The sequence below is a fragment of the Yersinia aldovae ATCC 35236 genome (assembly GCF_000173735.1).
GTDB lineage: Bacteria > Pseudomonadota > Gammaproteobacteria > Enterobacterales > Enterobacteriaceae > Yersinia > Yersinia aldovae.
Window position 1 is genome coordinate 12,869 of sequence record NZ_ACCB01000003.1, and the last position, 23,435, is coordinate 36,303.

Below are 23,435 nucleotides of genomic sequence, written 5' to 3' on the forward strand. Positions count from 1 at the left end.
CAAAAGTATTATCCGCATAGAGGCTGCTGGTGTTACAGCGGGCTTAAGGTGATTTCAACTCGGCGATTTTGCGCTTTACCGGCGGCGGTGCTGTTAGTTGCTACCGGATTGTCCGGCCCAGCACCACTGGTACGAATACGGTTAGCCGCCACGCCCTGTACGATGAGCGTACTGCCTACGCTATCGGCGCGCTGTTGCGAAAGGGTCATGTTATGCGCTCTGGCACCGGTGCTGTCGGTATAGCCGGTCACATTGACGGCGGTTTTATCATACTCTTTCAGCACCATCGCCACGCCAGTTAAGGTATTGGCACCTGCCGGTTTTAGGTTGCTGCTGTCGGTATCAAACGTGACATTATTGGGCATATTCAATACGATATTGTCGCCTTGACGCGTGACGCTAACACCGGTACCACTCATTTTTTCACGCAGTTTGGCTTCCTGCACATCCATGTAATACCCCGCCCCACCTCCCAACGCGGCACCGGCAGCTGCACCAATTAACGCCCCTTTGCCCCGGTCGTGTTTGGATGATGACAACATGCCGATCCCTGCACCTAAGGCCGCACCGATACCGGCACCGTAACCGGATTTTCCGGCCTGTGATTCGCCGGTATAGGGATTGGTGGTACAAGCGGAGAGTGTCAGCGCGACAGAAATGGCGGTCACCGTGACCAGAATGCGTTTTTTCATTGAATTTCCCTTAAATGGCATTCTATTTCGGCGAAAAGTGGATAATGTCGCCCAATAGTAAATAATAAAAATGATTAACCAGCGTTAAGTACAGTAGCAGGTATTTACCTGCCATCGTTATCCGGCAAAATAGCGGTGAATACCATTGAGAAAACTCTCATAGTGTTAGGTATTTAGCGTGAATGTTGGGTTTATCGACGAAAAAAGCACAGAAAAGCGCTTTATATCGAGCTGGGATACTCTCAAAACTCATCATGATGAAAGCCAAGTTTTGTGCTTACCCGGGCTGCGGGCTGAGAAATAACACGAGAACGTATCATTTTCACCCCGTGTTGTTGTAGATAATGCGCCAACCCGTGTAATGCTGCGCTTCCAGCACCGCGTACACTTCCTTCATTATCCGGTTCCAGTACATAGTTTGGGTCAGTGACAAAAAACGCAATACGGTAGTTTTCATGGCTGTTTTCGAAAGATTCATCTCTTCTGGCGGCCAGAATACTGACAATATCTCCTTGTAGCCGGACAGCCACATAGACATAGTCATCTTCGGGCGAGAGCAATTCGCTATACAGGAAGTAACTGTTGGATCGCCCCGCATCAAGAGTCCTGTCAGACTCTGACCAGAATTCATTGGTGGTGTAGTAATGCACAGGAACTGCATGATAAATATCAGACCAGGCAGTCAGTGCTGCCCTGGCATCGTCCATCAAAGGGCCATCAATCCCTGGCTGGCCCGGAATTGTAGTATCAAGGATATCGATATCAAAATATAAATCGGGGTGGGTCACCCACTCGCCATTTTCACGTACCCGTGCCGTGGGCCGGTCAGTGGGGTAATGATAAGAAGCTAATGAGAGTGAATAGGTTCCTAATGGCAAGCGCTGGGCAGCCGCGGGAGTTGCCGCCGTGGTGGGGTTGTGTGTCAGATAGCGTGCGTAATTTAAGCGCGTATATTCGAATGCCTGAGAGATTTGACGGATGGCCTCGTCCTGCCCCAGGTTACGTATCACTTCCCGAACTTCATTCACCAGGCGGCTTTCTGCTGCCGGATCGCTAGCTGCGTAACCTGTCGTATCATTCTCATAAATTTGTTGTAATACCCGACGCAGAACATCAATAGTCCAGTCGCGCATTGAATCACCAAATAGCAAGGTAAAGTCCGCTAATATGCGGGATACCCATAGCGAACAGTGCATGTCCACATCGCGGGGATAGCGGGTAGCGAGGATATTCTCCATTGTTGTTTTGCAAAACTGTGCGGTAGCCGGTAGCGTCAGGGCTTGATTATGTAATTGGGTGTCGATTTTGGTTAATGTCAGCAGTGGGTGGTGGCTATTGTTAGTCGCTTGCGGATGCGGTTGGAGTAAGGGGGTGGCCGCACTAACAAGCACCACTTGGTCTTTATTTTCACTGGAAAACCAGCGCTTCATCTTGTCCCATAATTTATCGCCCTGATTACAACGGCTGTGAGTGATGTAATTATAAATCGCCAGTGCGGGAATAAAGGTACAGCCTAATGTTCCGGCGGTATCCCGTTCGCTTCTGTGGTGTACAGACTGAATATCTTCATTATTGGCTGCCATCACGATTTGGTCGATGACCAGCGGATGCTTACTGGTGTTATTAATCATGATGGCTGAGGTTTCTATTGGGCGATCAAAGGGCGCTTTAGCCATCGTTATAGTGGGGGATAAGGCTATCTGTTCGGTGCCACGGCTTTCCATATAATCTACGGCAATATTATTGCTGTTGATATGGAATAACAGAGAGAATCGATTTGCATCGGGGTGAATACGAAATGCCAGCGGTTCATTATTCTGCGGATTAGTAAAGATGAACAGTTCTCGGTTAGAAAACCATATTAGTGGCCCTAAAGTTAATTCTGTCATAAAAACACTGTGATCATTAATATCAAAACTTAATAAAACCTGTTTATTTGGATAGCCAGGATTACTCCATTGATGCGCAAAAATATCGGATAAAGGCAGTTGCATTCGTTTTAGAATAACACAGCGTTCACTACAACTTTCAATCGGCGAATAAGCAACTTCAACACTGCTGATTTCATTATCCATGTGCAAGTCGGCTAAAGCGCGTTGCCCGATTGATTCAGTTAAATTAAAATAAGGGGGGCTATAATCATCATTTTTATATATGGTAGCTAACATTCCGTCCGGAATATAAATTGATGAGGTGTTATCATTTCCTATCATGACATCGTCTTCGTTAAAAAGATCAGACTTCTCTTGGTTGGAAAAACATTTTGATTTACCCTGTAATTTATCTTCTGAATATAAGCATACCTTTGGTGATGTGGAAAAAATATTCCCCATTACTTTAGAAGTTGCAGTGGTAGCGGTTATTATAAAAAATAATATTGTTAAAATCTTAATTATAAAATTCAGCTTCATAATTAACTCCTTTTTTATGAGGTGAATGTGTTAATAAAAATAGTGGCGTTAATTTAGTAATAAATATTCTCATCAACTATTTGAGAAAATATTAAAACTCATCATGCTGGAAACCGAGCTTTATTTTTACGCGAGCGGAGGGCTGTGAAATCACGGTAGAACGTAATTTATTTATCCCTTTTTCTTTCAGATAACGGGCCAATTCATGCACGGCTGCGGTACCTGCCCCGCGTACATTGCCTTCCGCGATTGGCGTTAGCACAAAACGGGGATCGCTTACCGAAACATCAATATAGAACTCATCTGTAGCGTTCCCTCTGGCGGCTCCCAGCATACTAACAATCTCTCCCTCAAGCTTTACCACCACGAACAGATAGTTACTGGTGGTGTTTTCCAATTCGAGCAATAGTGAGGTGCTGGTGGTGCGTGCCGCGCTGATGGTGCGATCAAGGTCAGTGAGGGGATTGCCATGCGGGTCTGATTTTAACGGGGTGAAAAGGTAAGTATTAAACCAGCGAGCCATCACGGCATGAGCAAGGGTAATGGCCGATCGGTCAGTTGTGCTGGCATCGATGATCTCAACTGCAAAATGTAAGTCAGGTCTGGCTACCCATTCATTATTCTCACGAATGCGAACCGCCACTGGTTCAGCGGGGTAGTGATATGATTCCAGCGAGAGTGAATATTCCCCTAAGGGAAGACTTTGTGCGGCAACAGGGGATTCGGTAGCGCTGGGATTATGCTCGATATAATTAGCATAATTTAATTGGGTATACTGCAATGCATGAGTGATTTGCCGAATTGTTTCAACCAAACCCAGCCGTTCTACGGCTTGCCTGACTTCACCGACCAGATGATCCTCAGTGGCCTGGTCGCTACCGGCATAGCCGGTCGCCTGTTGCCCATCAATCCGCGTAATAACATCCTGTAGTTGCTGTGGTGTCCAGCTCTGCACGGAATGACCGAATAATGTCGTAAAGTCAGCTAATATGCGTGATACCCACTGCGGACAATTATCATCCGGGCTACGTGGATAGCGCGCAGCGAGGATATAATCGATTGGTTTCTTACAGAATCGTGCTGTGGCGGGTAATGTCAGTGCCTGATGATGCAACTGCGTATTGAGTTTATTTAATGTTAGCGTGATCGGGTGGGGTTCGTTATCCCTATTCTTGGGGAGGGACGGTTGTGGTTCAAGTAATGGCGAGTTGCCGACGATCAATACTGCGTTGTCTTTGTTATCATCAGAAAACCAATGCGATATTTGACGCCATAATTTCTCCGCCTGATCACAATGGCTATGAGTGATATAATTATAAATTGCCAATGCAGGGATGAAGGTACAGCTTAATATTCTGGCGGCATCCCGTTCAATTATTCTGTGAACGATGTATTCACTATGGTCTGTTATTCCGGTTTCGCTTTGATATTGGTCTTCAGGATGTAAATAAGACCATCGTTTGTTAGAATTATCGGCAATGGCTAATGGCGACCATGCTATTAAGAGAATTAACGCTACTTGGGTGCTTATCAATATCCTTGGCATAATAAATCCCTCACTTCTTCTTGCCAGAAATAGATTTGGGAATAGAGTAATGCGATTGTCTGTTCGATACCGCTATCAAAATTTGTCAGGTAATAGATGAAATCAAGCGACGTTAATAAATTGGCCTCTGCCAATGTAGGGTCATAATCGTATTTTTAGTTTCGGTATTATACGCTTTTCCTATTACGGTAAATCCCTGTTTACGGTAGAAGTGGCAGGCACGTTGGTTTTGCTGATAGACCTCCAGCGTCAGGGCGCGGTAATGCTGCTGAACATGTTCCATCAATGCCTTACCGATACCCTGCCCGTGAAAAGGCTGGGCGACAAACAGTGCCCCCACCAGTTGCTCTTCCAAGATACTGATAAATCCAGCAATCGGATTCTCATCGCCGGTGGCTGTTGGGTGTAAATACACCCAAGTTTTCGCCGCTGGCAGGTAAGTGTTTCGTACCAACGGGGCGCTCTCGTGCCAATATGGTTCGGCAATAAAAGGGTGCGCGGCAATAGTGCTGGTGAGCCACAATCGCATCACGGCATCAAGATCGCCGGGTTGATACGCACTAATCATTTTGCTGCATTATCCGGATGGCAAAAGCAGCTCGCCAGATGATCGTTCACCAGCCCACTGGCTTGCATAAATGCATAACAGATGGTGGATCCGATAAACTTAAAACCCCGTTTTTCAATTCTTTAGACATCGCATCAGAGGTTGGTGTGGTTGCTGGCGATTCAGCCAAACACCACCAATGGTTAATTTTGGGTTCACCATCAACAAAACTCCAGATAAAGCGCGAAAAATCTTCACCGTTAGCTTCCATCGCCAGGTAAGCCTGTGCATTAGTGATAATGGCCTGAATTTTACCGCGGTGGCGGATAATGCCGCTGTCCAGCACCAGTTTTTCTACCTCTTCTGGCCCCATTTTCGCCACACGAATCGGATCAAAGTTATGGAAGCACTTGCGATAGTGTTCACGTTTTTTCAGCACCGTTATCCACGAAAGCCCTGCCTGTTGCCCTTCAAGGCAGATCATTTCAAACAGCGCCTGATTGTCGGTCTGTGGGATGCCCCATTCACTGTCGTGATAAGCCAGATAAAGTGGATCAGAGGTGACCCAACCGCAGCGTTGTAGACTCATAACTCTTCTTCCTTTTTATTATCTGTCTCAACAGGGGATGATCGCTGTTCATGGACGGATTAGCAACCTATCGACGGACTCTTTACCTTGGCGGGTATCGAGCCGATTTAGCCGTTTGTATTCAATTTAACGGCAGGTTTTATCAACAAATCCTCGCTGATTGTTGCATCTTACTGGATTCTGGCTGTATATCTTACGGTCAACGGGTATACTGACCCATTCCATTTTAATTCACTTGTATCGCGTGCGAATCCAACATGCAAAAGTTTGATACCAAGACCTTTCAGGGCCTGATCCTGACGTTACAGGACTATTGGGCGCGCCAAGGCTGCACCATTGTTCAACCACTGGACATGGAAGTCGGCGCGGGTACCTCCCACCCAATGACCTGCCTGCGCGCACTTGGCCCCGAGCCAATCGCTGCCGCTTATGTACAACCTTCACGCCGCCCGACCGATGGTCGCTATGGTGAGAACCCCAATCGCCTGCAACACTATTATCAGTTCCAGGTGATTATCAAACCTTCACCAGACAACATTCAGGAACTCTATTTAGGTTCATTGCAAGAGCTGGGTCTGGACCCGTTGATTCACGACATTCGCTTTGTCGAAGATAACTGGGAGAACCCAACGCTGGGTGCCTGGGGTCTGGGCTGGGAAGTGTGGCTAAACGGCATGGAAGTGACGCAGTTCACTTACTTCCAGCAAGTCGGCGGTTTGGAATGTAAACCGGTCACCGGCGAGATAACCTACGGCCTGGAACGTCTGGCGATGTACATTCAGGGCGTAGACAGCGTTTATGACCTGATTTGGTGTGACGGCCCATTGGGTACCACCACCTACGGCGATATTTATCATCAAAATGAAGTGGAGCAATCCACCTATAACTTTGAATACGCCGATGTGGACTTCCTGTTCTCCTGCTTCGAGCAATATGAGAAAGAAGCCCAGTCACTGCTGGCGCTGGAAGCTCCGCTGCCACTGCCGGCTTATGAACGTATTCTCAAAGCTGGTCACACCTTTAACCTGCTCGACGCCCGTAAAGCCATCTCGGTGACTGAGCGCCAGCGTTATATTCTGCGCATTCGTACGCTGACCAAAGCTGTCGCCGAGGCTTATTATGCTTCCCGCGAGGCATTGGGCTTCCCTATGTGCAAAAAGAATCAGAACTAAGAGGCTGTCATGACTCAACAGACTTTCCTGGTGGAAATCGGCACGGAAGAGCTGCCGCCGAAGGCTCTTCGTTCTCTGGCCGAATCTTTTGCCGCCAATTTTACGGCTGAACTCGATAGTGCCAATTTGCCGCATGGCGAGGTGGTTTGGTACGCCGCACCACGTCGTTTGGCATTAAAAGTCATTAATTTAAGTGCTGCTCAGGCTGATCGTGAAGTCGAAAAACGTGGCCCGGCGATTGCACAAGCATTTGATACTGAAGGTAAACCCAGCAAAGCGGCTGAAGGTTGGGCGCGCGGCTGTGGTATTACTGTCGATCAAGCAGAGCGTCTGGTTACCGACAAAGGCGAGTGGTTGCTGTATCGCGCGCACGTCAAAGGGCAATCAGCGCAGTTGTTGCTGGCGGGGATGGTGAATACCGCCCTGAGCAAACTGCCAATACCTAAATTGATGCGTTGGGGTGATAAAGAAACCCAATTCGTTCGTCCGGTTCATACCGTGACCCTGCTGTTAGGTTCTGAAGTCATTCCTGGCACGGTATTAGGTATCGATTCAGACCGTATTATCCGTGGTCACCGCTTTATGGGCGAAGCTGAATTCACCATTGATAACGCTGACCAATACCCGCAAATCCTGCTGGAGCGCGGTAAAGTCATCGCTGATTATGAATTGCGCAAAACTATCATTAAGCGTGATGCAGAACTGGCCGCGCAGCAGATTGGCGGTATCGCTGATCTGAGTGAAAGTTTGCTGGAAGAAGTGGCTTCACTGGTGGAATGGCCGGTAGTGCTGACGGCAAAATTTGAAGAGAAATTCCTGGCAGTTCCTGCGGAAGCACTGGTGTACACCATGAAAGGTGACCAAAAGTATTTCCCGGTTTACGATGCTGCCGGTAACTTGATGCCAAACTTCATCTTTGTTGCCAATATTGAATCGAAAGATCCTCAGCAGATTATCTCGGGTAATGAGAAAGTGGTGCGCCCACGTCTGGCGGATGCCGAGTTCTTCTTTAAAACTGACCGTAAAAAACGCCTGGAAGATAATCTACCGCGTCTGGAAACCGTGCTGTTCCAACAGCAATTGGGCACTCTGCGCCATAAGACTGATCGTATTCAGGCGCTGGCCGGTTGGGTTGCAGCACAGATTGGTGCCGATGTTAACCATGCCACCCGTGCAGGTCTGCTGTCCAAATGTGACCTGATGACCAATATGGTGTTTGAATTCACCGATACCCAAGGCGTGATGGGGATGCACTATGCTCGTCACGACGGTGAGGCAGAAGATGTTGCTGTTGCTCTGAACGAGCAGTATCAGCCACGTTTTGCCGGTGATGATTTGCCATCGAATCCGGTTGCCTGCGCATTAGCCATTGCCGATAAAATGGACACGTTGGCGGGTATTTTCGGTATCGGTCAACATCCAAAAGGCGATAAAGACCCATTTGCTCTGCGCCGTGCGGCGTTGGGTGTGTTGCGTATTATCGTCGAGAAGAATTTGCCGCTGGATCTGCAAACGCTGACCGAAGAGGCTGTGCGCCTATATGGTAGCAAGTTAACCAACAGTAAAGTGGTCGACGAAGTGATTGAATTCATGCTGGGCCGCTTCCGTGCCTGGTATCAGGATGAAGGTCATAGCGTTGATACTATCCAGGCTGTTCTGGCGCGCCGTCCAACCCGTCCGGCTGATTTTGATGCACGGGTGAAAGCGGTAACCTATTTCCGCACATTGGACGCGGCTGCGGCACTGGCTGCGGCGAACAAACGCGTGTCGAACATTCTGGCGAAATCCACTGATACCCTGAATGACCATGTGCGAGCCTCGGTGTTAAAAGAACCGGCAGAGCTGAAACTGGCCACGCATTTAGTGGTGTTACGCGATAAGCTCGAGCCTGTGTTTGCGGCAGGTCAATACCAGGAAGCACTGGTTGAACTGGCTGCACTGCGGGAAACCGTCGATGAGTTCTTTGACAGTGTTATGGTGATGGCTGAAGATGATGCGGTACGGGTTAACCGACTGACATTGTTGAGTAAACTGCGCGAATTGTTCTTGCAGGTTGCTGATATTTCGCTGTTGCAGTAACCCTGCTCTTGCTTGGCAATAGGGGAGCGTAGTTACCCAAAGAATTTGGTGTTGCAGGTAGGCTGCAAACGAGCGAATCCCGATGAGCTTACTCAAGTAAGTGATTCGGGTAAGTGAGAGCGGCGAACACCCCTGCAACCTCAAGTAAGAAGGGTATATCGCTCCCCTTAGCTATTCTTAATACTGGAATTGAGTGATAAGAATAGAATGTTGTGAAAATAAGTACTTACTACAGGAGTAGTTTCACATGACTTTTGCACTGAATACGACCCGATATTCACGTTGGTTCGCGCCATTATTGGCGTTACTGGTGGTCTTCCAATTGACCGCCTGTGGGGATAAAGAGCCGGAGCAACGTAAGGCTTTTATTGATTATCTACAAAACACTGTGATGCGCAGCGGGATGAAACTGCCAACACTGAGTGAAGATCAAAAGCAGAAATTCGGCCCTTATGTCAGCGATTACGCAATTTTAGTGAGTTTTTCGCAACAACTGACCAAATCTGTTGATGCCAGCCTAACTCCGGCTATGGCGCAAATTAATGAGATTCGTGTAGCGCAGGATTATCTCGCTAAACGTGATGCTCTACAGCAGTCAGCAGGTGCTTTGAACCTGTTGGTGCAGCAGATTCATACTGTCAAAGCTCAGGCCGATAGCGCTGTCGCTGCGTTGAAGCAACCTGATGATTTGAAAGTCGTATTTAATAAAGCCTTTGATAATATTGTGACTCAACCTGCCAATGTGTTGATCCCCGCCGTACCGGTGATTTCTGCCTTTGTGCAGGATCTGGCGCAAGTGGGTGATTTCCTGCAACAGCAGGGTACGCAGGTCACCTTTAACAATGGCGGCATTCAATTCCAAACGGCACAGCAAGCTGCGCTGTACAACACGATGATGGCTAATTTGGTCGCTAAGTATCCGGCGATGATGGCAGCACAGAAGAGTGCGATGAGTGTCATACAGTGATGGTTTTGGTTGATTTAGGTTGATTTGATTTGGTGATCGGTTCGGTTGGTATTTGATAAGTGAATAAGTTCGGTTGTTAAAGCAACTGAGCTTACTTAATCTGCGATGAACCAACCGGCAAAGGGGCCATAAGCGTGGCCCCTTGTGCAATCCCGCACTTGCGCGAAATATTGCCCTGCGGGTAAACCGTCAGCGTCTTTCGGGCTCACGAGCCAGCGCGATTCGCTCCTGCCCAAGCGCGCTTTTCGCGGGCGTCCATGCCCGCTCACTCTACCCTCACTCCTTGTCGGCAATATTCCTGATTGCGCTCAAAGTCAACACCATGGTTTTAGGTTTTGATGTTTAAAAGCACATTTGAGCTGCCGAGTGAAGAATGAAGCCAGGGAAATCCGCCATGGACGGCGGATTTAGGCGTCATGAGCAGGGATGCGAATAAAGCCGTCCCGCCAGCGTAATGATGAGTCGAGGGAACCTGCGCAGCAGGCAAGCGATACGTGCGCAAGCGCGGATTGTTAAGGCCCACGCTTATGGGCCTTAACTCGGTTGAGGCGACTGAGCTAAAATGACCACTGAACTAATATCAACCGAAACAGTGACTCAGCCAGCTCTAACAACTGAACCTCATCTCTGAATAAATTTTACCTGAAACCCGCTCCAATCGTGTGCCTCCTTCCTCCTGTTGTTTTATTACACATTTACCAGTCAGTGGCTCAATATCGATGTATTGGATGGGTGAATGTCTCATCCTGCTTCCGCGAACAAAAAATAACTTGTGATTAACATCACATTTTAAAAACAAAGAGATGCCTCTTAAGTGTGACTCAAGTCACTGTAATGAGTGTTTGCAGCTTAAAAATTATCCTCCGTGCCTTTCTTACAGCCAAATAGTGTGATCTATATCAACAAACGAACCCCTGTACCCAGGTGTTTAGTGTGATATGAGTCACATAAATGCCATGAGCTACGCGTGATTAAAAGAGCGTGCTAGAGTTTGTTTTGCATACAGCATATTTGCACTCGGTAACTGAATCGTATTCGGTAACATCGGTGGGTTTTGCAAAACTGCTTCAACGAAACAATTATATCGCGCTCTTATTGTTAGCGCGTATCAATAGGGGTGTTTTATGTTTTCACCAGACGCAAAGGTCAGAATTCAAAATTTTGGCCGATTCCTCAGTAACATGGTTATGCCCAATATCGGCGCATTTATTGCTTGGGGTATTATTACCGCGCTGTTTATTCCAACGGGTTGGTTGCCGAATGAGACGCTAGCCAAACTGGTTGGCCCGATGATCACCTACCTGCTACCACTGCTGATCGGTTTTACCGGTGGCCGTTTGGTGGGGGGGGATCGCGGTGGTGTGGTCGGTGCTATCACCACGATGGGGGTTATCGTTGGTGCCGATATGCCGATGTTCCTCGGTGCGATGATTGTTGGCCCACTGGGTGGCTGGGCAATCAAACACTTTGACCGCTGGGTTGAAGGTAAAATCAAAAGCGGCTTTGAGATGCTGGTTAACAACTTCTCAGCCGGTATCATCGGTATGCTGTTGGCTATTCTGGCCTTTATGGCAATTGGCCCCTTGGTAGAAGTGTTATCCCAAGTGTTGGCGAAAGGCGTGCATATCATGGTGCAGCTCAACCTGCTGCCACTCACGTCTATCTTCGTCGAACCGGCCAAAATCCTGTTCCTGAATAACGCGATTAACCATGGTATCTTCTCACCGCTGGGTATCCAGCAGGCAACTGAAACCGGTAAGTCTATCTTCTTCCTGATCGAAGCGAACCCAGGCCCAGGTATGGGTGTGTTGATGGCTTATATGTTTTTCGGTAGAGGTAACGCGAAGCAATCTGCTGGCGGCGCGGCTATCATCCACTTCTTTGGTGGTATCCACGAAATCTATTTCCCATACGTTTTGATGAACCCACGCTTATTGCTGGCGGTGATTCTGGGCGGTATGACCGGTGTGTTCACGCTGACTGTGCTGAACGGCGGTCTGGTATCACCAGCGTCTCCAGGCTCTATTCTGGCGGTACTGGCGATGACACCTAAAGGCGCTTATTTTGCCAACATTGCTGCGGTTGCTGCTGCGTTTGCGGTGTCATTCGTCGTATCAGCCATACTTCTGAAGACCTCTAAAGTTAAAGATGACGAGGAGGACACTCTGGAAGATGCCACTCGTCGTATGCAAGATATGAAAGCGCAATCTAAAGGTGCACAAGCCGCCAATGCTGCCGCTGCCGCCGGTGACTTGAGCACAGTACGTAAAATCATCGTGGCTTGTGATGCTGGCATGGGTTCCAGTGCGATGGGGGCCGGTGTGCTGCGTAAAAAAGTACAAGATGCGGGCCTGAAGCATATCTCTGTGACTAACTGCGCCATCAACAACTTGCCAGAAGATGTAGACTTGGTCATTACCCACCGTGATTTAACTGAGCGCGCCATGCGCCATGCACCACAGGCTCAGCATATCTCGTTGAGCAACTTCCTCGACAGCCAACTTTATACCAACCTGACAGTACGTTTGGTGGAAGCGGCCAACTCGTTGGCAACCACTCAGAAAGTGATTGAAACACTGGATGATAGCTTTGAGCCATCGGAAGCCAATCTGTTCAAACTGGGTGCGGAGAACATCTTCCTGAATCAACATGCGGCGACCAAAGAGCAGGCTATCCGCTTTGCCGGTGAGCAGTTGGTCAAAGGTGGTTATGTTGAGCCTGAATATGTTGAAGCGATGTTGGAACGTGAGAAACTGACTTCCACTTATCTGGGCGAATCTATCGCCGTGCCACATGGCACCATTGAAGCCAAAGATCGTGTACTCAAGACTGGCGTGGTGTTCTGTCAATATCCTGAAGGTGTGCGCTTTGGCGAAGAAGAGGATGAAGTGGCTCGTCTGGTGATTGGTATTGCTGCCCGTAACAATGAGCATATTCACGTCATTACCAGCCTGACCAACGCACTGGATGATGAGTCAGTCATTGAGCGCTTAAGCAAAACCACTAGTGTGCAAGAAGTGCTGGATTTATTGGGCGGTAAAAAGTAACCAAGCGGTAAAAATAACCCAGTAATACTAAATATACTCTAAATAATTCGAGTTGCAGGAAGGCGGCAAGCGAGTAAATCCCGATGAGTTGACGCTAGTCAATGATTCGGGTGCAAGAGAGAAGCCAACGCACATGCAGCTTGCAGTATGACGAGTATAGGGCCGTGGGGAGAACGCGGCCCTTTCACAGTCACACAGTTAAAGGTAAAGAATATGAAAGCATTACATTTTGGCGCAGGTAATATTGGCCGGGGTTTTATCGGCAAACTTCTTGCTGATGCCGGTGCACAACTCACTTTCGCCGATGTTAACCAACCGTTGCTGGATGAACTGAACCAACGTAAAAGTTACCAAGTGAATGTGGTCGGTGAGCAAGCAAGGGTTGAAGAAGTCAACAATGTCAGCGCCGTCAACAGTGGTAGTCCGGAAGTGGTGGCGCTGATTGCAAACGCCGATATTGTCACCACCGCGGTTGGCCCACAAATTCTGGCGCGCATCGCTGGCACCGTGGCACAAGGCCTGGTTGCTCGTCATCAACAAGCTAATACCCGCCCACTGAATATTATTGCTTGCGAGAATATGGTGCGTGGCACCAGCCAGTTAAAACAGCATGTCTTCGCCGCCTTACCGGAAAGTGAGCAGGCGTGGGTTGAGCAGCATGTTGGATTTGTTGATTCAGCGGTAGACCGCATTGTGCCGCCATCGGAAGCGGGCAGCACGGATATTCTGGCTGTAACCGTTGAAACATTCAGCGAGTGGATTGTTGATGGTACCCAGTTTAAAGGGCCGCCGCCGCAAATTGCCGGTATGGAACTGACCGACAACCTGATGGCGTTTGTGGAGCGTAAACTCTTCACTTTGAACACCGGGCACGCTATTACCGCCTATCTGGGCCAACTGGCCGGTCATCAAACTATCCGTGATGCCATCCTTGACCCAGCAGTACGCCAGACCGTCAAAGGCGCAATGGAAGAGAGCGGTGCGGTGCTGATTAAGCGCTATGCGTTTGATCCACAAAAACATGCCGCTTATATTAATAAAATTCTCTCCCGTTTTGAGAACCCTTATCTGCATGACGATGTTGAGCGCGTTGGCCGTCAGCCACTGCGTAAACTGAGTGCCGGTGACCGTTTGATCAAACCGCTGTTGGGGACTTTGGAATATAAGTTGCCGCACAATAATTTGGTCACCGGTATTGCTGCCGCGATGAGCTATCGCAGCGAGCAAGACCCGCAAGCGCAGGAATGGATTGAATTACTGGCGAAGTTAGGGCCGAAAGCTGCGCTCGCGCAAATTTCAGGACTACCCGTTGATGGCGAGGTTGTCGAACAGGCGGTGAATGTGTATAACGCCATGCAGGATAAGCGGGCGCACTGATTCTCAGTATTGGCCTGGTATTACTATCGGGCCAATGATTACGCATTCAGCATTCACCAACCACCCCAGTGACAAGCGATGATTGAAAAGACACAGGCATTTGAGAATCGAGTACTTGAACATCTGAACGCCGGGAAGACGGTTCGGAGTTTCTTGATGGCCGCTGTCGAGTTATTGGCAGAAGCATTGAATATTCTCGTGGTGCAGGTTTTTCGTAAAGATGACTATGCGGTGAAATATGCCGTCGAGCCTTTATTGGTCGGGGATGGGCCGCTGGGTGAGTTATCTGTGCGTCTAAAACTGGTTTATGCGTTGGGGGTGATTACCCGTCATGAATATGAAGATGCCGAGCTATTGATGGCGCTGCGTGAAGAGCTAAATCATGATGGCACCGAGTATCGCTTTACCGATGACGAAATCCTCGGGCCATTTGGTGAATTACATTGTGTGGCTGACTTGCCGCCAGTGCCAACCTTCCTGCGCCCGGATGAGGCAGATGCTTCACTGATTGCCATGCAGCGCCAGCGTTATCAGCAAATGGTGCGCTCGACGATGGTGTTGTCTATTACTGAATTACTCTCCCGCATCAGCTTAAAACAAGTCTCCAGGCTCTCGCCGTTAGGCCACGTCTGATTACGCCAACGCGCTTAACCACTCATCAGCCAGCAGCCAGAGTGCGGTGATAGCCATTAATCCCCCCATCACGCCATTGAATAACCGCAATTTCCAGTTAACTCGCAGGGCATGGCGTAACTGATCGCCCATAATCGCCCAAACGGCAACACAAGGCAGATTCAGTAAGGCAAATCCGAGAACAATCAATAAGGTATAGCTAAGTGTCGCACCGTCGCGTGGCGTGAATAAAATAGCGATATTCATTGCCATCAACCAGGCTTTTGGATTGATAGCCTGAAACAGTGCCCCTTGTACAAACCCCATCGGTTGTTGACTGTTTTTAGCATTCGGGCTGCCAGAGATAAAAATCTTCCACGATAGCCACAGTAAATAGGCACATCCCAGCGTCACCAGTGGCAATCGAATGACACCCACCCAACTGAGAATTAAGGCCAGCAGTGTGGTCATTAGCGCGCATTGCAACGCGCAGCCAAAGGTAATCCCCAGCATCATCGGGAAGGTGCGGCGGATACCAAAATTGACGCCAGACGCCGCTAATAGCAGGTTGTTCGGGCCGGGAGTGATCGACATCACGGTAACATAACTGATAAAGGCACTGTCCAACATGGGCGGTAGGTCCTATTGATGTTATCAAGATGTTCAGCATAAAGATCAATCCGTGATGGCGTCAGAAGCAGAAGTTATCTATTGTAATGGGTACAGTTTGCATGATTCTAAACTGTACCCATTGAAGCTGTGGAGAACTGTCACCATGTCCCTCGTTATAAATGAAATTCGCTATTTGCAGGTGGCAGATAGCCTGACACAGGCCATCAAGAACGGCAGTTTACTGGCGGGTAGCCGCTTGCCCTCGGTACGGGGTTACGCACAGAGCCATCAGATGAGTATCAATACCGTGGTCGCGGCGTATCGCACGTTGGAAGACCGCGGCCTGATAGAGGCTCGCCCGCAGTCAGGGTTTTATGTCTGTAGCCCGTCAATGGCAGTGGTGCCAACGGCCACGGTCGGGAAACCGGTGGACGAAGTGCTGGATCTGATTGATACCGTCTTTGCTGCGCAACAAAATCCGCACTTTACCAACATCTCGCTGGCCTGCCCGCAGACCGGCGATTTCTATCCCAGCGCCAAGTTGGGCCGCATCATGGCCTCGCTGTTGCGCCGTCAGCCGCAGTTGATCAGCCAATATGCATTGCCGCCTGGCAGCCAACGGCTACGACAGCAAATCGCCCGCCGCGCCATGACGCTAGGGATGCTGGCCAACCCGTCAGATATCACCATTACCCACGGCTGTATGGAGGCGCTGCAACTGGCCTTGCGCGTCACCACTAAACCCGGCGACTGTGTGGGGTTGGAGTCGCCAACTTATTTCTATCTGATGCCATTACTGGCAAGCCTCGGATTGAAAGCCGTGGAAATCCCGACCGATCCGCAGCAAGGGTTGTCGCTCGATGTGCTGGAACTGCTGCTTGAGGAAGGGCGCTTAAACGCACTGATTGCCATGCCGACGGTGCAGAACCCCTTGGGTTACACGATGCCGTTGGCAGCGAAAAAACGGTTGGCAACGCTGATGAACGATCATCAGGTGCCATTAATTGAAGACGGTTTATATGCCGAGATTCAGTTTGGTAGCACACTGTCTCCGGCGGTGAAATCGTTTGATCGTGATGGTTGGGTGCTGTTTTGCTCCAGTTTTACCAAAACGTTGGCCCCCGATTTCCGTATCGGCTGGGTTGATGGTGGCCGCTTCGCTGAGGCATTACACAAGCTAAAAGCCGTTTCTTCGATGGCGGAATCGGCGTTATTATCGGAAACCTTAGCGCTATTTCTGGAATCTGGCGGCTATGATCACCATTTGCGCAGTTTGCGTCGCCGTTATGCGCAACAGGTGCAGCAGGCACAGCAACTGATCACGCAATATTTCCCGCGCGGTACTCAAGTGACCCAACCGGCAGGGGGTTTTGTTTTCTGGGTCGAACTCCCTGACAGCATAGATACGGTGGCGCTATTTCATCAATTGCTACAAGAGCAGATTTGCCTGACCCCCGGAACGCTTTATTCACCCAGTGGGCGCTATCGCAATGCGCTGCGGCTGTCATGCTGTTACCCCTTCAACAGCCGCTATAGCGAAGCATTGGCGAGGCTCGGTGCAGCCGCTTGTGAAGTCAGCGGCTTGCCTGCCGGAATGCAGTGGCAACCGCGACAGGAGTCTGCTGTGATACACTCTCTATCTTGATGCGCAATCAGTGCTATTCTATCTCCAACTTTAGCGAAACATCGTGCCTATCAGCGGCATGTACGGGCAAATATCATGAAAGAACACGCAGAAATCAAACGTCTGAGCGATATGCTGGATGCGTTGAACCACAAAGACCCTACCGTGATCCAGCAGGGTAATATGGATTTAATCGCACAGCACATGAAAGAAAAAGAGAAACTGGCCGCTGAAATTCAGCGGCTGAAAGAAGTGCGAGTAAAAAACTTGAGCGTAGAAGCACAGAAGCTGGCTCAACTGCCCTTTAGTCGTGCCATCACCAAAAAAGAACAGGCGGATATGGGCACGTTAAAGAAAGCAGCGCGCGGTATTGTGGTGGTTCACCCAATGACTGCATTAGGCCGTGAAATGGGCTTGAAAGAAGTGACCGGTTACGCTAAAAAAACCTTCTGATTGACGCCTTCGATAAAACCGGGTGTGTGGCATGGCCGCCGCCCGGCTTGTTTTCTAGCTTTGACACTACTCTTGACATATGCTTGGCATATGCTAGTGTTTTTAATGACACGAGCATCAGGAGTAAAAATATGAGAACGGTATCTATTTTCAAAAATGGGCAGAATCGAGCAATTCGTTTGCCAAAAGATATGGATTTTGATGGCGTGACCGAGCTGGAAATACTCAGAGACGGTGATAGTATTATTTTACGACCCATACGCCCGACATGGGTATCATTCATGGATGAAGATAAAGCGGATAATGACTTTCTTGCAGAAAGACAAGACGTTATCGAAGAGGGACGCTTCGAATTATGACAAAAAAAATATACATGCTTGATACGAATATTTGTTCTTTTATTATGCGGGAGCGGCCAGCGGAATTAATTATAAAATTACAACAATGTATTGAGCATCAGAATAAAATAGTTGTTTCAGCAATTACATACTCAGAAATGCGTTTCGGTGCTATTGGTAAGAAGGCATCACCAAAGCATAATTACTTAGTGGATGAATTTGTGAAACGATTAGATGCCATCTTGCCGTGGGATGCCGCAGCTGTTGATGCCACCACTAATATTAAAGTTGAGCTGGCAAAGCAGGGGACACCAATTGGCGGAAATGATGCCGCAATAGCCGGACATGCAGTTTCTGCTGGAGCAATATTAGTGACTAATAATATTAGAGAGTTTGAACGAGTTAAAAATCTACGAATTGAAGATTGGACTCAATAGCCACTATTTCGAATACAAACAGTTTAATACAATGGAGTCATATATTCAGGGTGCTAATTTCAATAGCCTATTTAATTAATTCTCTTTAGAAAGGTTTTTCAGATAATTTGCCATCCTTGGCAACAGCGTATTTTTATCGTTTGATAATTAATCTATCAAGAGCCGCGCAACCGCCGATTAAAGTCTTCTATTTTTCCCAGGGAAAGGCGGGTCAGCATGGTTTTACTCCAACTGGCCGATAAGCCCGATACCGACAACAAGCGGCGATACTGCTCTTCGTCGAATGGCATGTGCCAGGCAATGGCGATAGCTTGTGCCACGGAGACGTCACTGGTGCGAGCCAGTAGCTCTAATGGATGGCCCTCACTGACAATGCCTGCGGAAATCACGCGATATAGCCAACCGCAGTAGCCAGTTTGCTGCATCAGCACCGACATATCCTCGATAGCAAAATGGAAATTGAGTTTATAGCAAGGTGAGCGCGGTTGCGTCACCTGAATAATGGCACCTCCCCAGCGGTAGATATCCCCCATATAGACGTTTTGTTCAGTCATACCGAGGGTTGAAATGTTCTCGCCATAGGCCGGGGTAGAGAAAATATCTTCTTGTGCGGGGAATTGCTGTGCCCAGTGAGTGTAATGCTCGCGTGGGTAATGGCATAAGGCGCGGTCCGGCCCGCCGTGAAAGCGTGTTTCTGCCTGCTGATCCCCTTCCAATCCCAGAGTTGTCAGCATGATGCCACCCTGCACCTGGCGTTTACCAATGGCACTTGGGGAACTGCCGCTGTAGGGTTCAATTTTACCGATATAAACCTGTGGATACTTCATTTGCTCTCCTTGTCTGGGCGTGGAAGGGAGAGTCAGAATACCCTGCCCGATGACAAGGTTCCAAGATAAAAGGAGTTATCGATGGGATTGAGAAAAGTAATGGGAAGTGCAGGAATAGCTGTCAGGGCTATTCCCGCCGGGTAATTAGAAGGTTTCCCAATTATCTTGCTGGGTCACTCTGCTGCTTTGCGAGCCAGTGCGGGGAGAAGGTGTACCCTTATGCTGGGCAGCAACAGTTTCGGTTTCGGTATCAGTTAGGCGGAACACTGCCACCGCCTGCGCCAGCAAAATGGCTTGTTCTGCCAGTGAATTAGCTGCGGCAGCCGATTCTTCCACTAATGCGGCATTTTGCTGAGTGGTGCTGTCCATTTCTGAAATAGCCAGGCTGACCTGTGTGATACCACGGCTTTGCTCATCTGATGCTGATGCGATTTCCGCCATGATATCGCGCACATGGGTCACTGAACGAACGATGTTTTCCATTGTTTGCCCGGCATTTTGCACTAGCGTGGTTCCGCTATTCACCTGGCTTACGGATTCACCAATCAGCCCTTCAATCTCTTTGGCGGCTTGCGCACTGCGTTGTGCCAAATTACGAACTTCGCTGGCGACGACGGCAAAACCACGGCCTTGCTCACCGGCACGCGCCGCTTCAACCGCCGCATTTAGCGCCAGAATATTGGTCTGGAAAGCGATACTGTTAATTACCGAGGTAATCTCAGCGATGCGTTTGGAGCTGCCGGAGATGTCGTTCATGGTGCGCACCACATCGTTAACCAGTTTGCCGCCCTGTTGTGCGGTATCTGAGGCCTCTGTTGCCAGCTGATTGGCGTGATGTGCATTATCTGCATTTTGTTTCACCGTCGCGTTCAGTTGCTCCATGCTGGCGGCTGTTTCTTCTACGGCGGCGGCTTGCTGCTCGGTACGCGAGGAGAGGTCAGTATTGCCTGCCGCAATTTCGCCAGAGGCATGAGATACCTGACTAACGCCGACGCGAATTTCATCAATCATAGCGCGCAGGTTTTCATTCATGCGGGCAACGGCATTCATTAGCAGGCCCAGTTCATCGGTACGAGTTGAGGTTGCCGCCGCAGTTAAATCGCCAGTGGCAATGCGCTCTGCCATCGCTAACGTGGTGCGCAGTGGCACAGTAATTTGACGGGTCATGCGCCATGAAATCAATAAGCCCAATAGCAGTGCGACAATAGCCGTAATGGTTAACTGTAACTGTGCATTATTGATTTCGTCATGCGTGCCTTGCAGCTCTTGGGTGAACAGGTGAGTGGCTAACTTATTCAATTCATTTGCATTATATTCCATCACTTTACCCACTGCCAGCTCTTGCTGATAAGCCGGTAAGTAGGCTAATACGTTGTCTTTATAGGCGCTGAGGCTGGAGATGACCGGAGCTAATAGTTTTTGCTGATCGGCTGATAACACCGGCATGAAAGCATTTGCTGCACTGTTGGCAATATTGATTGAGGTAATCAATGAAGACTCTGCATCCTGGTTGCGATCCAGTAATAAACCTCGCGCGTTATAGCGCACGGTCATGAGTTTTTGATTCATTTCTGCCAGTAGAATTTGAGTATGGGTATCCGCGCCTTCATTGAGCAAATTTTGCTGTAATTCATTGAGGTTCTTCTGTGTTTCAGAGATATTCCAACTTTTACGTACATCGTCTTTATGGGCCACAGCATTCACAAAATTGCTTTGTTGTTGCAGATATTCTTCTACCACATCAGCAATGCTATTGATTGTTTTGCGATTATTTTCCGACCAGTCAAGCTCTTCACTTTGAATCAGTAAGGTTTTTATCTTATTGATATATCCTGAGTTTTCCTTGATATATTTCAAGTCATAGGTGCGTTCATATAGCGCACGGTTATATTTGGCTTGGTTGGCTTCATCATTAATTTTGTAACTCAAGTTGACTTTATAAGCATGTTCTTCAATCACGGAGAAATGATATGCGGTGGTGCCAGCAATGATCCCCACTAACAACAACATCAGGAAAAAGCTTAATCCTAGCTTTTTGCCGACTTTTGCGTTTTCAAAGTGACTAAAAACTTTGCTAAATGCTGCCATGTTCTTCTCCGTTATGTGGTGTTTTGCTGCAAATCAATCAGCTTAGGTAAATTGGGGGAGGTCTAGTTATTAGAGGATTTCACGAGATTGGCGGTATGTGGGGCAGCCCTGGCAAGAGCGCTGTTTCAAATCTACATTCATGGGCTTACCTCATGAATGCCAACCGCCTTCTGTATAATCTATCGGCAGAAAATGGTTAAACTTTAACAATAAAAAATGCCAGCAAGTAGCCTTGCTGGCATGTATCTTTCGTACTTGGAGCTATGGGGGTATAGCTGCTTTCGTTACTTAGCCTGAGCGAAACGCGCGGCTGCTTCGTCCCAGTTAACTACGTTCCAGAATGCTTTGATGTAGTCTGGGCGGCGGTTTTGGAATTTCAGATAGTAAGCGTGTTCCCACACATCCAGGCCCACAATCGGGAAGCCTGATGCGCCAGAAACCGCTTCACCCATCAGTGGGCTGTCTTGGTTAGCAGTCGAAACAACCGCCAGTTTGCCGTCGTCTTTCAGTACCAGCCAGGCCCAGCCTGAACCGAAACGCGTTGCCGCAGCTTGTTCAAATTTTTTCTTTTAAAGCTGTCAACGCTGCCAAAATCGCGCTCGATAGCCGCTTTCAGGTCGCCGGTCAACGTGGTGTCCAGTTTCAGGCCTTTCCAGAACAGGCTGTGGTTAGCGTGGCCGCCAGCATTGTTACGCATAAAGGTGCGTTTTTCAGCAGGGACTTTGTCCAGATCTTTAATCAGATCTTCAACGCTGAATTTAGCCAGCTCAGGGAAGCTCTCCAACACCGTGTTTGCATTATTAACATAAGTTTGGTGGTGTTTGGTGTGATGGATTTCCATCGTCTGCTTATCGAAGTGGGGTTCCAGGGCGTCATAAGCGTAAGGCAGGGATGGCAGTGAGTAACTCATAATCATCGTCTCCGTAGGTGTAGGGCGGCGCAAAAAAGTAAGCACCGCGTAAGCATTCGGATCATTATAGTTAATTAAATGATATTGAAAATGATTATCAATACCGTACTTATTGTGTGGTCTTTTTATTCACTGACCCGTTGGGGATGGGTATACACCGTTGCCCGGCCGGGTTTACTGAAGCCAACCAGGGTGAGATTACAACGCTCGGCGACTTCAACAGCTAAGGTTGTTGCAGCAGAAACAGCAAATAAAATCTCTGCGCCGCACATCGCGGTTTTCTGTACCATCTCATAGCTGGCACGGCTGGAAACCAGCACCGCACCTTGCTGCCACGGCTGTTTGGCCCGAATCCCCAGCAGTTTATCCAGTGCCACATGGCGGCCCACATCTTCACAGCCACCTAATAACTCACCTTGAGGGGTAATCCAGGCGGCAGCATGGGTACAACCGGTCAGTTGACCCACTGTTTGTACCTGCTTGAGCTGTGCCAGCGCACTATCCAATTGATTCAGGCTATAGGTTTGGGTGAACGGCAGGGGGGCGATTGGGCGGAAGATATCGGCCAGTTGTTCGATGCCGCAGACACCACATCCGGTACGTCCAGCCATTGCCCGACGCCGCTCTTTCAAACCGGCAAACTTCCGGCTGGATAGCTCAATGTTAACTTCTATGCCATTACAGCCAGGCGTGACATCAATGGCATAAATATCTTGTGGCGCGCTGATAATGCCTTCTGATAGCGAAAACCCCAGTGCGAAAGCCTCTAAATCCTTAGGAGTCGCCATCATCACCACATGGGAAATACCGTTATAAACCAGAGCGACCGGCACTTCTTCTGCCAGCCAATCCAATTGTGGCTCTGCCATTTGATGGCGCTGTAGCACGTGAAGTTGCCTGGCACCGCAAATTTCGGTGGAGAGGTCAATATCTGAAGGTTTGATCTGGCTCACTATGCGGCCCTGAAAGTTATAACCCATAATCACAATGTGGTAACATTCACATTAAGAATAGTGTGGCTATATTCCGTTATTACAGAAATGTATCCCACACTGAAAAGCGTGATATCGCATGAGCGATTTTAACGCTTCCCGTTTTGTTGAGGGA

Annotated in this window: 18 protein-coding genes and 2 pseudogenes; 10 read left to right on the forward strand and 10 right to left on the reverse strand. The window is 48.7% G+C overall.

The window, feature by feature from the left end:
• Positions 1-32: 32 nt before the first annotated feature.
• From YALDO0001_RS02225 to YALDO0001_RS02245, 5 genes and pseudogenes are all read right to left on the reverse strand, one after another.
• Positions 33-692: an OmpA family lipoprotein gene (locus YALDO0001_RS02225; RefSeq protein WP_042547376.1), complete on the reverse strand. Its 660-nt coding sequence runs from the start codon at positions 690-692 to the stop codon at positions 33-35.
• Between the two features lie 242 nt (positions 693-934).
• On the reverse strand, positions 935-2,767 hold the full coding sequence (locus YALDO0001_RS02230; protein ID WP_231585762.1) for a GNAT family N-acetyltransferase: 1,833 nt from the start codon (positions 2,765-2,767) through the stop codon (positions 935-937).
• Between the two features lie 427 nt (positions 2,768-3,194).
• Positions 3,195-4,649 (reverse strand): GNAT family protein, encoded by a 1,455-nt coding sequence (locus YALDO0001_RS02235; protein ID WP_004699515.1) that lies wholly within the window; start codon positions 4,647-4,649, stop codon positions 3,195-3,197.
• Positions 4,650-4,761: 112 nt separating this feature from the next.
• Positions 4,762-5,217, reverse strand: a complete 456-nt coding sequence (locus YALDO0001_RS02240; RefSeq protein ID WP_004699516.1) for an N-acetyltransferase — start codon at positions 5,215-5,217, stop codon at positions 4,762-4,764.
• Positions 5,214-5,785: pseudogene (locus YALDO0001_RS02245) on the reverse strand (DNA-3-methyladenine glycosylase I). Before YALDO0001_RS02245 ends, YALDO0001_RS02240 begins: the two are co-directional and overlap by 4 nt.
• A 257-nt stretch (positions 5,786-6,042) precedes the next feature.
• On the opposite strand from YALDO0001_RS02245, the gene glyQ reads away from it, so the two are divergent.
• The 6 genes from glyQ to YALDO0001_RS02275 all read left to right on the forward strand — a co-directional run bounded on the left by glyQ (position 6,043) and on the right by YALDO0001_RS02275 (position 15,060).
• Positions 6,043-6,957: a glycine--tRNA ligase subunit alpha gene (gene glyQ, locus YALDO0001_RS02250; protein ID WP_004699518.1), complete on the forward strand. Its 915-nt coding sequence runs from the start codon at positions 6,043-6,045 to the stop codon at positions 6,955-6,957.
• Between the two features lie 9 nt (positions 6,958-6,966).
• A complete protein-coding gene (gene glyS, locus YALDO0001_RS02255) occupies positions 6,967-9,036 on the forward strand; it encodes a glycine--tRNA ligase subunit beta (protein WP_004699519.1) in 2,070 nt (689 codons plus the stop codon).
• Positions 9,037-9,283: 247 nt separating this feature from the next.
• A complete protein-coding gene (locus tag YALDO0001_RS02260) occupies positions 9,284-10,003 on the forward strand; it encodes a DUF3053 domain-containing protein (protein WP_004699520.1) in 720 nt (239 codons plus the stop codon).
• 1,124 nt (positions 10,004-11,127) lie between these two features.
• Positions 11,128-13,050 (forward strand): PTS mannitol transporter subunit IICBA, encoded by a 1,923-nt coding sequence (locus YALDO0001_RS02265; RefSeq protein ID WP_042839291.1) that lies wholly within the window; start codon positions 11,128-11,130, stop codon positions 13,048-13,050.
• Between the two features lie 213 nt (positions 13,051-13,263).
• On the forward strand, positions 13,264-14,427 hold the full coding sequence (locus YALDO0001_RS02270) for a mannitol-1-phosphate 5-dehydrogenase (RefSeq protein ID WP_004699523.1): 1,164 nt from the start codon (positions 13,264-13,266) through the stop codon (positions 14,425-14,427).
• A 78-nt stretch (positions 14,428-14,505) separates the two neighbouring features.
• Complete coding sequence (locus tag YALDO0001_RS02275; protein ID WP_004699524.1) at positions 14,506-15,060, forward strand: MltR family transcriptional regulator; 555 nt, start codon at positions 14,506-14,508, stop codon at positions 15,058-15,060.
• Here YALDO0001_RS02275 and YALDO0001_RS02280 read toward each other — a convergent pair whose 3' ends face one another.
• On the reverse strand, positions 15,061-15,669 hold the full coding sequence (locus YALDO0001_RS02280; protein ID WP_004699525.1) for a LysE family translocator: 609 nt from the start codon (positions 15,667-15,669) through the stop codon (positions 15,061-15,063).
• A gap of 145 nt (positions 15,670-15,814) precedes the next feature.
• Here YALDO0001_RS02280 and YALDO0001_RS02285 point away from each other — a divergent pair, with 145 nt between their 5' ends.
• From YALDO0001_RS02285 to YALDO0001_RS02300, 4 genes are all read left to right on the forward strand, one after another.
• On the forward strand, positions 15,815-17,296 hold the full coding sequence (locus YALDO0001_RS02285) for an aminotransferase-like domain-containing protein (protein ID WP_042839292.1): 1,482 nt from the start codon (positions 15,815-15,817) through the stop codon (positions 17,294-17,296).
• Positions 17,297-17,371: 75 nt separating this feature from the next.
• Entirely contained in the window at positions 17,372-17,728 is a 357-nt protein-coding gene (locus tag YALDO0001_RS02290; protein ID WP_004699527.1) for a YibL family ribosome-associated protein, read from the forward strand.
• A gap of 131 nt (positions 17,729-17,859) precedes the next feature.
• Entirely contained in the window at positions 17,860-18,087 is a 228-nt protein-coding gene (vapB, locus tag YALDO0001_RS02295; RefSeq protein ID WP_004699528.1) for a type II toxin-antitoxin system VapB family antitoxin, read from the forward strand.
• Positions 18,084-18,503, forward strand: a complete 420-nt coding sequence (locus YALDO0001_RS02300) for a type II toxin-antitoxin system VapC family toxin (RefSeq protein WP_042839293.1) — start codon at positions 18,084-18,086, stop codon at positions 18,501-18,503. The genes vapB and YALDO0001_RS02300 overlap by 4 nt, the downstream gene beginning before the upstream one ends.
• A gap of 155 nt (positions 18,504-18,658) precedes the next feature.
• Here the strand turns inward: YALDO0001_RS02300 and yiiM are convergent, their stop codons facing one another.
• The 4 genes and pseudogenes from yiiM to fdhD form a co-directional block, all read right to left on the reverse strand.
• Positions 18,659-19,330, reverse strand: a complete 672-nt coding sequence (yiiM, locus tag YALDO0001_RS02305) for a 6-hydroxyaminopurine reductase (protein WP_004699530.1) — start codon at positions 19,328-19,330, stop codon at positions 18,659-18,661.
• Between the two features lie 144 nt (positions 19,331-19,474).
• Complete coding sequence (locus YALDO0001_RS02310; protein WP_004699531.1) at positions 19,475-21,418, reverse strand: methyl-accepting chemotaxis protein; 1,944 nt, start codon at positions 21,416-21,418, stop codon at positions 19,475-19,477.
• Positions 21,419-21,702: 284 nt separating this feature from the next.
• Positions 21,703-22,328, reverse strand: a pseudogene (gene sodA / locus YALDO0001_RS02315) (superoxide dismutase [Mn]).
• A gap of 125 nt (positions 22,329-22,453) precedes the next feature.
• On the reverse strand, positions 22,454-23,308 hold the full coding sequence (gene fdhD, locus YALDO0001_RS02320; RefSeq protein ID WP_004699534.1) for a formate dehydrogenase accessory sulfurtransferase FdhD: 855 nt from the start codon (positions 23,306-23,308) through the stop codon (positions 22,454-22,456).
• Between the last annotated feature and the right edge of the window lie 127 nt (positions 23,309-23,435).

Bases quoted from the DNA above. Each gene is read 5' to 3' on its own strand.
- yiiM (WP_004699530.1), bottom strand. From the start codon at position 19,330: ATGAAGTATCCACAGGTTTATATCGGTAAAATTGAACCCTACAGCGGC.
- YALDO0001_RS02300 (WP_042839293.1), top strand. From the start codon at position 18,084: ATGACAAAAAAAATATACATGCTTGATACGAATATTTGTTCTTTTATT.
- YALDO0001_RS02290 (WP_004699527.1), top strand. From the start codon at position 17,372: ATGAAAGAACACGCAGAAATCAAACGTCTGAGCGATATGCTGGATGCG.
- YALDO0001_RS02285 (WP_042839292.1), top strand. From the start codon at position 15,815: ATGTCCCTCGTTATAAATGAAATTCGCTATTTGCAGGTGGCAGATAGC.
- YALDO0001_RS02235 (WP_004699515.1), bottom strand. From the start codon at position 4,649: ATGCCAAGGATATTGATAAGCACCCAAGTAGCGTTAATTCTCTTAATA.
- YALDO0001_RS02275 (WP_004699524.1), top strand. From the start codon at position 14,506: ATGATTGAAAAGACACAGGCATTTGAGAATCGAGTACTTGAACATCTG.
- fdhD (WP_004699534.1), bottom strand. From the start codon at position 23,308: ATGGGTTATAACTTTCAGGGCCGCATAGTGAGCCAGATCAAACCTTCA.
- YALDO0001_RS02225 (WP_042547376.1), bottom strand. From the start codon at position 692: ATGAAAAAACGCATTCTGGTCACGGTGACCGCCATTTCTGTCGCGCTG.
- glyS (WP_004699519.1), top strand. From the start codon at position 6,967: ATGACTCAACAGACTTTCCTGGTGGAAATCGGCACGGAAGAGCTGCCG.
- YALDO0001_RS02240 (WP_004699516.1), bottom strand. From the start codon at position 5,217: ATGATTAGTGCGTATCAACCCGGCGATCTTGATGCCGTGATGCGATTG.
- vapB (WP_004699528.1), top strand. From the start codon at position 17,860: ATGAGAACGGTATCTATTTTCAAAAATGGGCAGAATCGAGCAATTCGT.
- YALDO0001_RS02270 (WP_004699523.1), top strand. From the start codon at position 13,264: ATGAAAGCATTACATTTTGGCGCAGGTAATATTGGCCGGGGTTTTATC.
- glyQ (WP_004699518.1), top strand. From the start codon at position 6,043: ATGCAAAAGTTTGATACCAAGACCTTTCAGGGCCTGATCCTGACGTTA.
- YALDO0001_RS02260 (WP_004699520.1), top strand. From the start codon at position 9,284: ATGACTTTTGCACTGAATACGACCCGATATTCACGTTGGTTCGCGCCA.
- YALDO0001_RS02265 (WP_042839291.1), top strand. From the start codon at position 11,128: ATGTTTTCACCAGACGCAAAGGTCAGAATTCAAAATTTTGGCCGATTC.
- YALDO0001_RS02310 (WP_004699531.1), bottom strand. From the start codon at position 21,418: ATGGCAGCATTTAGCAAAGTTTTTAGTCACTTTGAAAACGCAAAAGTC.
- YALDO0001_RS02280 (WP_004699525.1), bottom strand. From the start codon at position 15,669: ATGTTGGACAGTGCCTTTATCAGTTATGTTACCGTGATGTCGATCACT.
- YALDO0001_RS02230 (WP_231585762.1), bottom strand. From the start codon at position 2,767: ATGGATAATGAAATCAGCAGTGTTGAAGTTGCTTATTCGCCGATTGAA.